Here is an 11,461-nt window from a genome sequence, read left to right as displayed (position 1 = left end):
GTTAGCGTGCCCCTATGACAGGCGTCGAGAGCCCGGCGTACGTACCGGGGCACGGGATGCTGAAGGGCCGTACCGCCGTCATCACGGCTGCCGCGGGCGCCGGGATCGGCGGGGCCACCGCGCGCCGGTTCCTGGAGGAGGGCGCGCGGGTGCTGATCAGCGATGCGCACGCGCGGCGGCTCAAGGAGTGCGAGGCCGAGCTGGGCCGGGAGTTCCCGGGAGCGGTGACGGCCCTCGCCTGTGACGTCACCGAGGAGGCCCAGGTGACGGCCCTCTTCGACACGGCCGTTCAGGAGCACGGGCGGCTGGACGTGGTCGTCAACAACGCCGGGCTCGGCGGGACTTCGGCCCTCGTCGACATGACCGACGAGCAGTGGTCGAGGGTGCTCGACGTGACGCTCAACGGCACCTTCCGGTGCACCCGGGCCGCCCTGCGCCGGATGCGGGAGAGCGGCGGGGTGATCGTCAACAACGCCTCCGTGCTGGGCTGGCGCGCACAGGCCGGGCAGGCGCACTACGCCGCCGCGAAGGCGGGGGTGATGGCGCTGACCCGATGCGCGGCGATCGAGGCCGTCGAGTACGGGGTGCGGGTCAACGCCGTGGCACCGAGCCTCGCCATGCATCCGCACCTGGCGAAGGTGACCTCCCCCGAACTCCTGGAGGAGCTCACCGCGCGGGAGGCCTTGGGGCGGTACGCCGAGCCCTGGGAGGTGGCCAACGTGATCGTGTTCCTGGCGTCCGGCTACTCCTCGTACCTGACCGGAGAGGTCGTCTCCGTCAGCAGCCAGCACGCGTAGGACGAGAATGGATCCGTGCCGACCAAGAAGAAGCCCCAGGTGACCGCCGCCCCCGCCAGGCGCCGCGAACTCCTCGACACCGCCGCCGAGGTCTTCGCCGAGCAGGGCTACAACGCCACCACCGTACGCAAGATCGCGGACCACGCGGGCATGCTCGCGGGCAGCCTCTACTACCACTTCGACTCCAAGGAGTCGATGCTGGAGGAGATCCTGCGCACCTTCCTCGACGAGCTGTGGGACGGCTACGACACCGTTCTCGGCGCCGAGCTGGGGCCGCGGGAGACCCTGGAAGCGCTGGTCATCGAGTCGTTCCGGGAGATCGACCGGCACCGCGCCGCCGTCGCGATCTACCAGAAGGAGAGCAGACAGCTGGTGGCGCAGGAGCGGTTCGCGTTCCTCGCCGAGTCCCAGCGCAGATTCGAGAAGGCGTGGCTGTCCACGCTGGAGCGCGGAGTTGCGGCCGAGGTGTTCCGGGCCGACCTCGACGTCCGGCTCACCTACCGGTTCGTCCGGGACACGGTGTGGGTCGCCGCGTCCTGGTACCGGCCCGGCGGACACCACAGCCCGGAGGAGATCGCCCGGCAGTACCTGTCGATGGTGCTGGACGGGATCGCCGTACGCATGTAACTCAATGGGGAGTCTGGGGAGTTGCCATGGCCGAGGCCTATATCGTCGAAGCGGTCCGTACGCCCGTGGGGCGGCGCGGGGGAGGGCTCGGCCAGGTGCATCCGGCCGACCTCGGCGCGCGGGTGCTGAAGGAGCTGGTGGCTCGTACGGGCGTCGATCCGGCGGCCGTCGAGGACGTCGTGTTCGGGTGCCTGGACGCGGTCGGGCCGCAGGCCGGGGACATCGCGCGGACCTGCTGGCTGGCGGCGGGACTGCCGGAGGAGGTGCCCGGGGTGACCGTGGACCGCCAGTGCGGCTCCTCCCAGCAGGCTGTGCACTTCGCCGCCCAGGCCGTGCTCTCGGGTACCCAGGACCTGGTCGTGGCCGGCGGGGTGCAGAACATGTCGATGATCCCGATCGCCTACGCCACCCGGCAGGCCGCCGAGCCGCTCGGGCTGACCCAGGGCCCCTTCGCGGGCAGCGAGGGCTGGCGGGCGCGGTACGGGACGAAGCCGGTGAACCAGTTCGTCGGCGCCGAGATGATCGCCGCGAAGTGGGGGATCAGCAGGCGCGACCAGGAGGAGTTCGCGCTGCGCTCGCACGAGCGGGCGGTCCGGGCGATCGACGAGGGGCGCTTCGAGCGCGAGCTGGTGGCCTACGGCGATGTCGTGGCCGACGAGGGGCCGCGCCGGGACACCTCGCTGGAGAAGATGGCCGCGCTGAAGCCGGTCGTGGACGGCGGCACGATCACCGCCGCCTGCTCCTCCCAGGTCTCCGACGGTGCGGCGGCCATGCTGCTCGCCTCGGAGCGGGCGGTGCGCGAGCACGGGCTCACGCCACGCGCGCGCGTGCACCATCTCTCGGTGCGCGGCGAGGACCCCATCCGGATGCTCACCGCGCCCATACCGGCCACCGCGCACGCCCTGAAGAAGACCGGCCTGTCGATCGACGCCATCGACCTCGTGGAGATCAACGAGGCCTTCGCGCCGGTGGTCCTGGCCTGGCTGAAGGAAACCGGCGCGGACTCCGAGAGGGTCAACGTGAACGGCGGCGCCATCGCCCTGGGTCATCCGCTGGGGGCCACAGGTGTGCGGCTCATGACGACCCTGCTGCACGAATTGGAGCGCACCGGCGGCCGGTTCGGGCTCCAGACGATGTGCGAGGGCGGGGGGCAGGCCAACGTGACGATCATTGAGAGGCTGTGAGACGCCGGCACGCCTCCTCGGCCTCCTTCATGATCCGTTCCACCAAGTCCTCGCACGCCGGCAGGTCGTCGATCACCCCGGCGACCTGCCCGGACGCCATCACCCCCAGATCCGTACGCCCGTCCACCATCGACGCCTTGAGCAGCATCGGGGTGTTCGCGGCGAGCAGGAGCTGGCTCCAGGTGAGGTTCTTGCCGTGGCGGAGCGCCCGGCCGTCCTGGAGCATCCGGCGCCAGGTCAGCCCCGACAGGCGCCGGAAGCCCGCGGCCCGTTGTACGGCCTGGAACAGGGCCTTCGTACGACCGGAGCGCTCCAGGGACTCCACCAGTTCCGTACGGAGCATGCGGTGCGGCAGGCCGTCGACCGCCGTGGTGACCGTGACGTCCCGGACCGTCGCCGCCAGATACCGTGCCTTCACCGTGTCCGGGACCGTCGAGTCCGAGGTCAGCAGGAAGCGGGTGCCCATGGCGATGCCCGCCGCCCCGTAGGCCAGAGCGGCGACCAGTCCGCGTCCGTCGAAGAAGCCGCCCGCTGCCACCACCGGGATCCGTACCGCATCCACCACCTGCGGCAACAGCACCGTCGTAGCCACCTCGCCGGTGTGCCCGCCGCCCTCCCCACCCTGCACGATCACCGCGTCCGCGCCCCAGCCCGCGACCTTCTCGGCATGCCGCCGGGCGCCGACGGTCGGGATCACGACCACGCCCGCTTCTTTCAGCTCGGCGATCAGCTCGGGGGACGGCGCAAGGGCGAAGGAGGCGACGCGTACGCCTTCGTCGATGATCAGCTGTACGCGGTCGCCCGCGTCCGTCGCGTCCGCGCGGAGATTGACCCCGAACGGGGCGTCCGTACGGGACTTGACCTCGCGGATCGCCTCGCGCAGCCGGTCGACGGTCATCGTGGCGGAGGCCAGGATGCCGAGCGCGCCCGCGTTCGCCGTCGCGGAGACCAGGCGGGGGCCGGCCACCCAGCCCATCCCGGTCTGCACGAGCGGGTACCGGACCCCGACCAGCCGGGTCAGCGCGGTCTGCATCAGCGGTCCACCTCCCGCGCGCGGGTGTTCTCCGGATCGATCTCCTCGCGGATCAGGCGCAGTTCCTCGGGGGTGGGGTCGCGGGTGTACGGCACGTCGTCCGCGACCGTCAGCGTGAAGCCGGTCGCCTCCTGGACCTCCTCGACGCTCACCCCGGGATGCAGCGAGACCAGCCGCATCGAGCGGTCGGGGGTGTCGAAGTCGAAGACGCCGAGGTCGGAGACGACACGGGGGATGTGGTGGTACCGGGCGCCGGCGGCATGGTCGTAGCCCACTCCGCAGACCATGTCGACGCGCTCGACGAAGACGCGTCGGGAGTGCCGGGGGATCCAGTAACTGGTCGGGTTGTTGAGGGTGTTGACCGGCGCGCCCCGCACGCCGAGAAGCTGCCGATTGGGCCTGGCCCAGTCCCCGATGCAGGAGATGTTCTGGTTGCCGAAACGGTCGATCTGGCTCGCGCCCATCATCACGTGCCGCTTCCCGCCCGTGACCAGCGTGAGGTGCTGCCGGTACGGCAGCCAGCCCTCCACCGTGCCGTCCGGGCGGACGAGCATCGCCTCGCCGTCGGTGAGCAGCAGGTCGGGGGCGAACGTCAGCCGGGCGAGTCGGGCGCCGACGGAGGGGATCAGGCCCATGGGGCTCGCGAGGACCTCGCCCGCACCGCGCCAGGCCTCGGCACAGGCGATGACGCAGTACTCGGCGCGGGTGGCGGTCATGCCGTCCTCCCGTCCTTGAGATACCGCTCGGCGAACTCCGGCCAGGGCGTGGTCGCGTACTCCCGCTGTACGGCCTCGTCGCGGCCGTAGTCCGGGGCGCAGGAGGTGAAGTGGGCGCCGTTCGGGGCCTCGATCACGCCGGTGACGGTGTGCCGTTTGATCAGCAGCGTCTGGGGCGGGCCCTCCTTGGTCAGCTCGGCGGTGTCGACGATGCGCTCGCAGGAGACATACGCGGTGTCGGCCGCCTCGCAGAAGAGGTCGTCGAAGTACGGGTCGGGGCCCAGATACTGGCCGTTGCCCCGCCGGTCCGCGCGATTGACGTGCACCAGGGCCGCGTCGAGCCGCAGCGCGGGCATGGCGACGAACGTCTCGCCGTCGTCGTACGGCGAAGTCACGGTGCGCAGTCCGGGGTTGACCCGCATCACGTCCGAGCCGAGTCCGGCGCGCACCGGGAGGAAGGGCAGCCGGTTGGCGGCGGCGCGCAGGCCCCACAGGAACATCGCCTCGTCGATCTCGGTGAGTTCGAGGGCGCCGCGCTCGCGGGCCGCGCGGTAGTGGGGTTCGAGGGGGATGGAGTCGAGGGTGACGAAGGGGGCGACGAGCTTTCGGACACGTCCGGCGGCGGCGAGCATGCCGACGTCGGGGCCGCCGAAGGAGACGATCGTGAGATCGGTGATCTCGGAACGGAGCAGTGCTCGCACGAGGGCCATCGGTTTACGGCGGGAGCCCCAGCCGCCGATGCCGACGGTCATGCCGCTGGTGAGCCGGGAGACGGCTTCTTCGGGGGTCATCGTCTTGTCGGTCACATCAGTCACCGTCCTGGCTCGGGGCGCCGAAGGTGTCCCGGACCCGGTCGCCGACACCGCTCACGCTCGCCTCGTAGGTGAAGCCCTGCTCGAAGCGGTAGCTGCGGCGGACGTCCACGGGATCGATGCCGTTGATGGCCGCTTTGGCGAGGCGGAGCAGCTCCCCGTCCTTGGCGGCGACATCCCCGGCCAACTCCAGAGCGGCCTCCTGGAGTTGCTCCCGCGGCACCACCCGCCACACTGAGCCGTGCGTGTGCAGTTCGGCGGCGGTGGCTGTGCGCGAGGTGAAGTACAGGGCGCGCATGAGGTGTTGGGGGACGAGCCGGGCGAGGTGGGTGGCGGCCCCCAGGGCTCCCCGGTCCAGCTCGGGGAGCCCGAAGGTGGCGTCCTCGCTCGCGACGATCGCGTCGGCGTTCCCGACCAGACCGATGCCGCCTCCGAGACAGAAACCCTGCACCGCCGCCACCACGGGGACCTCGCACTCGTACACGGCCGAAAAGGCCTCGAAACAGCCGCGGTTGGCACCGATGAGCGCGGCCCGCCCGCGGCCCTGGATTTCCTTGATGTCCACGCCCGCGTTGAAGCCGCGCCCCTCGGCGGCCAGCACCACACACCGCACCTCCGGATCGCGTCCGGCCGTGCGGACGGCGTCGGCCAGCGCGAACCAGCCGGTCACCGGGAGGGCGTTGACGGGCGGGTGGTCGACCGTGACGACGCGGATCCCCTTTTCCGGGGACGAGGTGGAGACACTCATGGGCGCATCAGCTACCTTCCACCTAACGTTTGTTAGGTGGAAGGTAGCAGCGGATGGAGCTGAACGGGAAGCTCGCCGTCGTCACCGGCGGCACGCGGGGCGTCGGCGCCGGGATCGCCCGGGCCTTCGTGGAGGCGGGGGCGGAGGTGGTGGTGGGGGCGCGTCGGGCGCCGGAAGTGCCGTGCGAGGGCGCCGAGTTCAGGTCTCTGGATGTACGGGACCCGGCATCGGTGAGCCGCTTCTTCTCCGGCCTCCCCCGTCTCGACGTCCTCGTGAACAACGCGGGCGGCACCCCGTACCGGCTCCTGACCGAGGCGGACGCGGAGCGGCACGCGCGCGTGCTGGAACTGAACCTGACCGCGCCGTTGATGGTCTCGCTCGCCGCGTACGGGCTGCTGCGGCGGGCCCGGGGGAGCGTGGTGATGATCGGCAGCGTGAGCGGCGGCCGGCCCTCGCCGGGTTCGGCGGCGTACGGGGCGGCGAAGGCGGGACTGGAGAGCCTGGCCCGCTCGATGGCGGTGGAGTGGGCGCCGGAGGTCCGCGTCAACACGCTGGTGGTCGGGATGGTCCGCACCGAGTTGGCGCACCTGCACTACGGCGGCGAGGAGGGTGTCGCGGCGGTGTCGAGGACGGTCCCGCTGGGCCGCCTGGCCGAGCCCGCGGATGTGGGCGCGGCGGCGGTCTTCTTGGCCTCGGACGCGGCCGCGTATGTCACCGGGGCGAGCCTGCAGGTGCATGGCGGTGGGGAGCGGCCTGCGTTTCTGGATGCGGCAACTGTCAACAAGGAGGCGTGAGATGAGCGCGGCAACTGCCAACAGGGAGGGCTGAGATGACCGGAATCTGCGACGGACGGGTCGTCGTCGTCACCGGTGCGGGCCGGGGCCTCGGCCGTGCCCACGCGCTTGCCTTCGCGGCGGAGGGGGCGAGGGTGGTGGTGAACGACCTCGGCGTCGGCCTCGACGGCACGGCGGACCCCGACAGCCCGGCGGCACGCGTCGTCGAGGAGATCTGCTCGGCGGGCGGCGAGGCGGTGGCCCACGGCGGTGACGTAGCGACGACGGAGGGCGCGGCGTCACTGATCCGTACGGCCTTGGAGGCGTACGGCCGTCTGGACACGCTGGTCAACAATGCCGGGTTCCTTCGGGACCGGATGCTGGTGAACCTCTCCGAGGACGAGTGGGACGCCGTGATGCGCGTCCACTTGAAGGGCCACTTCCTCCCCCTGAAGCATGCGGCGGCCCACTGGCGCACGGAGACGAAGGCGGGCCGCACCCCGACGGCCAGGATCGTCAACACCAGCAGCGGCGCAGGCCTGTTGGGTGCGGTCGGTCAGGGCAACTACAGCGCGGCGAAGGCGGGAATCGTGGCGCTGACACTGGTGGCGGCGGCCGAACTGTCCCGCTACGGAGTCCAGGTCAACGCGGTTGCCCCGGCGGCCAGGACGAGGATGACGGAGCAGACCTTCGCCACCACCATGGCAGCCCCGAAGTCCGGCTTCGACGCGATGGCCCCGGAGAACGTCTCCCCACTGGTCGTCTGGCTGGGCTCAGCGGCGAGCACGGGAGTGACCGGACGTGTCTTCGAGGCAGAGGCCGGCCGCATCACGGTGATGCAGGGCTGGAGAAGGGGCCCGAGCGCGGACAAGGGGGCGCGGTGGGGTGCGGGCGAGGCGGGAGAGACGGCGCTGAAGCTGCTGGGGGAGTCGGAGGAGCCGGGGCCGGTGTACGGCTCTTAGCCCGTCGGGCGCTTGAGGACAAGGCCCGGCTTTTCAGCCCGTCCGGCGTTTGAGGACGAGGCCGTTCAGGCCGAAGCGGGGGTCTGGGGGCGGCAGCCCCCAGGGATGGGACGGGTAGGGGCGGCGGGGGCGAAAACCCTACGTGTCGCATTCCAGCACCGTCCGGCACAACCCACACCGCGCCCGCACCCGCCCCTTGACCGGCACCCGAATCCGCTGATGACACGTAGGGCAAGGAAACGACACCCGCAGCCCCCCACCATCCGGACTGAACGTGTACGGCGCCCCCGGCCCCGGCCCCCCACCCCCATGCCGCCGATCCCGTGCATACCGCCGCCGCCCAGCCCACCCCGCCGCAGTCAACGGCGGCTGCTGCTCGTCCCGCCGAGCCTCCACCATCCCCTTGCCGTATGCCGTGTACGCCTGCGGACTGGTGAACCACACCGAGGGATCCTCCCCGAAGACCAGCGCCCGCTTGGCGAGGACATACCCGAACTCCTCCGGCGTCAGATATCCCAGCTTCTGCGAAGACGCCCCGTCCTCCCGGTACGCGTCCAGCAGCAACCACCCGGCGCCCAGATACGTCGTCGCCGTGTCCGTGAGGATCTCGTTGTCCCGCGTGCCCGGAAACGACAGATCCAGCCGGTGCAGATACACATGCATGATCTCGTGCGCCAGCGCCGCCCCGATATCCCGCCGATGCGTCCGGAACCGGTCGTTCAGCTCCACGAAGTACTCGGGCCCCGCGGCGAGTTCGACATTCGCCGCATGCGTCATCTCACGAAAGCTCACGATGATCCGCGCGTCCGGCAGCCGATAGTGCCGCACCAGCTCCCGAGCCACCCGCTGCGTCCCTAGATACAGATCATCGGTGTCGCAGAAGGCCACATCCGCGGGGACGACACTGCTCGCGAACGTCTGAATCGTGTCGTACGACAACCGCTTGTACAGCGCGGTGATCGCCGCCCGCACCGTCTCCAGGTGTGGGTAGCCGTGCTCGACCGGTCCGCCGTTCGCCACGTCCGAACCCCCAAGACGCCTGAACCCGAATCCACTCTACGGGGATGTGAGGGATATTTCCCCGCTCGGGTTCCATCCCGGGTACGTGAGATCCGTCCTTGTCATGCCCCCTCCTTGATCTTCATACTGCGGGCCGCCCAACCCCCCACGAAAGGACATGCGTTGACCCATAACATGCCCAAGAGAAGCGGCGGCCTGACCCTGGTCAAGAGAGCCGCGGCGCTCAGTGCCGTCGCCCTCGCGGTCGCCTCCCTCCAGCCCCTGAGCTCCGCCCAGGCCGCGGACACCCGCGTCGTCGGTGGAACGCCCGCGGCGCAGAACGAGTTCCCCTTCATGGTCCACCTCTCGATGGGCTGCGGCGGGGCGCTCTACAAGAAGGACATCGTCCTGACCGCCGCCCACTGCATGGACGGCTCCGGCAACAACACGAGCATCACCGTCACCGCGGGGGTCAATGACCTCAACTCCTCCGCGGCGATCAAGGTCAAGTCGACCAAGGTCAAGATGGCCCCGGGCTACGACGGCACCGGCAAGGACTGGGCGCTGATCAAGCTCGCCAAGCCGATCGACAAGCCCACGATCAAGATCGCCACCACCGAACGCTACAACCGCGGCATGTTCACGATCGCGGGCTGGGGCGACACCCGCGAGGGCGCCGGCACCGGCACCACCAAGCTGCGGAAGGCCACCGTGCCGTTCGTCGCCGACCGCGTGTGCAAGCGTCACTACGGCAACCGTCTGGTGGCCAAGGAGGAGCTGTGCGCCGGCTGGACGCGCGGCGCCGTCGACACCTGCCAGGGTGACTCCGGCGGCCCGATGTTCCGCAAGGACGACGCCGGCAAGTGGATCCAGGTCGGCATCGTCAGCTGGGGCGACGGCTGCGCCCGCGCGGGTGTGCCCGGCGTCTACACCCAGGTGAACACGTTCGCCGCCGACATAGCCCGGGCCGCGTCGGCCCTGTAGGCACGCGGCCGTGCACGGCGTGAGCCGCACGCCCTCACCGTCAGGGAGGGCGTGCGGCTCACTTCAGGCGCTTCTCAGGACGGGCGCCTGAGCCGCAGCGTTCTCGAACTCCAGCACCCACACCTCGTTCTCCCCCTCGCGCAGCACAGGACCCGGCACGAACAGCGCCCGCTGCGGTCCCGCCGACCAGTACCGGCCGAGATCGAAGCCGTTCACCCACACGAACCCCCGTGTCCAGCCGGGCAGTTCCAGCAGCGCGTCCCCGGCACCCCGGACGGTCACCGAGCCCCGGTACAGCCCCGGCGCCCCCGTCCCGCCGTCGAGCCCCTGGAACGGCACGTCCGACACGTCGTCCAGGTCGTCGAGCCGCAGCCCACGCGCGCGTACGTCGTGCAGATACTGCCGCTCGTGCAGGATCCCCCCGGTGATCCCCTTGGCCTCCCCGCAGCGCGGCCCGTAGTTGACCCGCCCCAGGGACTCCACCCACAGCTCCACACGCGCGTGCCCGGCGACGGGCTCCTTGAGCCGCTCGTCCTCCTCGGTGAGCACCCCGGCCCGCTCCCCGTCGACGTACACCACCGCGATGTCCCGCAGCCCGCGCGCGATCAGCGGATACGGCTGCCGCGGCCCCGGCACGGTCACCTCGTACCGCACCACGCCCCGGTCGACGCCCAGCTCCTCGAATGTCGGCGGGACGGGCCCGGACACCTCCGCACCCCCACGCGCCTCCAGTACGGCGTCCAGGGGCGTCCAGCCGGTCAGGCGGGCCTCGGCCGGGGCGGCCAGCGAGGCCGGCGGGGGAGGGGGCTCGGGGAGCGGTCCCTCGGTGTACTCGGCGAGGACCTCGCGGAGGGCCCAGAACTTCGCCGTGGGCCGCCCGGCCTCGTCGATCGGCGCGTCGTAGTCGTAGGACGTCACGTCGGGCTCCAGCGGCCCGTCGTGCAGCTCGCCGCCGCCCCGGTTGGCACCCGCCCAGCCGGCGAAACTGGTGCCGCCGTGCGCCATGTACACGTTGACCGAGGCCCCGCACTCCAGGATCTCCCGCAGGACCGCGGCGGCGTCCTCAGGGTCCCGTACGACGTGTTCGGCGCCCCAGTGGTCGAACCAGCCGCACCAGAACTCCATGCACATCAGCGGACCCCCCGGCTGGTGCCGCCGCAGCGTCCGGAACGCCTCCCGCGCGTCGGAGCCGAAGTTCACGGTGGCCAGAACCCCCGGGACCGAGCCGCCGGTCAGCATGTGGTCCTCCGGGCCGTCCGAGGTGAACAGCGGGACCGTGACGCCCTCCGCGCGCAGCAGCTCGGCCAGCCACCGCAGGTACGTCGCGTCCGAGCCGTAGCTGCCGTACTCGTTCTCGACCTGGACCATGATCACCGGGCCGCCCCGGTCCACCTGCCGGGACACGATGCCGGGCAGCAGTTGACGGAACCAGTCCTGCACGGGGCGGAGAAAACGCTCGTCACGCGTGCGTGCGTGGCCGGGCACCCAGTGCGGCAGCCCGCCGTTCTCCCACTCGGCGCAGATGTACGGGCCCGGCCGCACGATCGCCCACAGCCCCGCCTCCCGGGCCGCGTCCAGGAAGCGGCCGAGCGCGGCCACGTCCCGGAACTCGCCCGGCCGGGGCTCGTGCAGATTCCACGGCACGTACGTCTCGACGCAGTTGAGGCCCATCGCCCGCAGCATCGCCAGACGGTGGCCCCACTGGGCCTCGTGCACCCGGAAGTAGTGCAGCGCGCCGGACAGTAGCCGTACCGGCCGCCCGTCCAGCAGAAACTCGGTGTCCCCCACGGTGAAGTCGTTCATGCCGCCACCCTCACCCCCTGGCG

Annotated in this window: 12 protein-coding genes; 6 read left to right on the top strand and 6 right to left on the bottom strand. The window is 71.1% G+C overall.

Going from position 1 to position 11,461, the window contains the following annotated elements; genetic code table 11:
* Nucleotides 1–14: 14 nt before the first annotated feature.
* The 3 genes from OHT76_RS11370 to OHT76_RS11360 are packed head-to-tail and all read left to right on the top strand — an operon-like array spanning nucleotide 15 to nucleotide 2,608.
* Nucleotides 15–797 (top strand): SDR family oxidoreductase, encoded by a 783-nt coding sequence (locus OHT76_RS11370; RefSeq protein WP_328870656.1) that lies wholly within the window; start codon nucleotides 15–17, stop codon nucleotides 795–797.
* Nucleotides 798–812: 15 nt separating this feature from the next.
* Nucleotides 813–1,424 carry a TetR/AcrR family transcriptional regulator gene (locus tag OHT76_RS11365; protein WP_328870655.1) on the top strand — a complete coding sequence of 204 codons (612 nt, stop codon included), beginning with the start codon at nucleotides 813–815 and terminating at the stop codon, nucleotides 1,422–1,424.
* Between the two features lie 26 nt (nucleotides 1,425–1,450).
* Nucleotides 1,451–2,608, top strand: a complete 1,158-nt coding sequence (locus tag OHT76_RS11360) for an acetyl-CoA C-acetyltransferase (RefSeq protein WP_328870654.1) — start codon at nucleotides 1,451–1,453, stop codon at nucleotides 2,606–2,608.
* Here OHT76_RS11360 and OHT76_RS11355 read toward each other — a convergent pair.
* From OHT76_RS11355 to OHT76_RS11340, 4 genes are read right to left on the bottom strand one after another with little or no spacing between them, the layout of a single operon-like run.
* Nucleotides 2,592–3,641, bottom strand: a complete 1,050-nt coding sequence (locus tag OHT76_RS11355; RefSeq protein ID WP_328870653.1) for an NAD(P)H-dependent flavin oxidoreductase — start codon at nucleotides 3,639–3,641, stop codon at nucleotides 2,592–2,594. The genes OHT76_RS11360 and OHT76_RS11355 overlap by 17 nt on opposite strands.
* Complete coding sequence (locus OHT76_RS11350; RefSeq protein WP_328870652.1) at nucleotides 3,641–4,357, bottom strand: CoA-transferase subunit beta; 717 nt, start codon at nucleotides 4,355–4,357, stop codon at nucleotides 3,641–3,643. Before OHT76_RS11350 ends, OHT76_RS11355 begins: the two co-directional genes overlap by 1 nt.
* Nucleotides 4,354–5,163 (bottom strand): CoA transferase subunit A, encoded by an 810-nt coding sequence (locus OHT76_RS11345; RefSeq protein WP_328870651.1) that lies wholly within the window; start codon nucleotides 5,161–5,163, stop codon nucleotides 4,354–4,356. The genes OHT76_RS11350 and OHT76_RS11345 overlap by 4 nt, the downstream gene beginning before the upstream one ends.
* Before the next feature lies 1 nt (nucleotide 5,164).
* Complete coding sequence (locus OHT76_RS11340) at nucleotides 5,165–5,917, bottom strand: enoyl-CoA hydratase family protein (protein WP_328870650.1); 753 nt, start codon at nucleotides 5,915–5,917, stop codon at nucleotides 5,165–5,167.
* A 53-nt stretch (nucleotides 5,918–5,970) separates the two neighbouring features.
* On the opposite strand from OHT76_RS11340, the gene OHT76_RS11335 reads away from it, so the two are divergent.
* On the top strand, nucleotides 5,971–6,711 hold the full coding sequence (locus tag OHT76_RS11335) for an SDR family oxidoreductase (protein ID WP_328870649.1): 741 nt from the start codon (nucleotides 5,971–5,973) through the stop codon (nucleotides 6,709–6,711).
* Nucleotides 6,712–6,746: 35 nt separating this feature from the next.
* Complete coding sequence (locus tag OHT76_RS11330) at nucleotides 6,747–7,652, top strand: SDR family oxidoreductase (RefSeq protein WP_328870648.1); 906 nt, start codon at nucleotides 6,747–6,749, stop codon at nucleotides 7,650–7,652.
* A gap of 138 nt (nucleotides 7,653–7,790) precedes the next feature.
* On the opposite strand, the gene OHT76_RS11325 is transcribed toward OHT76_RS11330, so the two are convergent.
* Nucleotides 7,791–8,672, bottom strand: a complete 882-nt coding sequence (locus OHT76_RS11325; protein ID WP_328870647.1) for a hypothetical protein — start codon at nucleotides 8,670–8,672, stop codon at nucleotides 7,791–7,793.
* A 174-nt stretch (nucleotides 8,673–8,846) separates the two neighbouring features.
* Between OHT76_RS11325 and OHT76_RS11320 the strand changes: the two genes are divergently transcribed.
* On the top strand, nucleotides 8,847–9,635 hold the full coding sequence (locus OHT76_RS11320; RefSeq protein WP_328870646.1) for a S1 family peptidase: 789 nt from the start codon (nucleotides 8,847–8,849) through the stop codon (nucleotides 9,633–9,635).
* A gap of 63 nt (nucleotides 9,636–9,698) precedes the next feature.
* Here OHT76_RS11320 and OHT76_RS11315 read toward each other — a convergent pair whose 3' ends face one another.
* A complete protein-coding gene (locus tag OHT76_RS11315; protein ID WP_328870645.1) occupies nucleotides 9,699–11,438 on the bottom strand; it encodes a glycoside hydrolase family 35 protein in 1,740 nt (579 codons plus the stop codon).
* Between the last annotated feature and the right edge of the window lie 23 nt (nucleotides 11,439–11,461).

The sequence above is a fragment of the Streptomyces sp. NBC_00287 genome (genome assembly GCF_036173105.1).
Taxonomy (GTDB): Bacteria; Actinomycetota; Actinomycetes; order Streptomycetales; family Streptomycetaceae; genus Streptomyces.
This window is presented reverse-complemented; position numbering and strand designations above follow the sequence as displayed.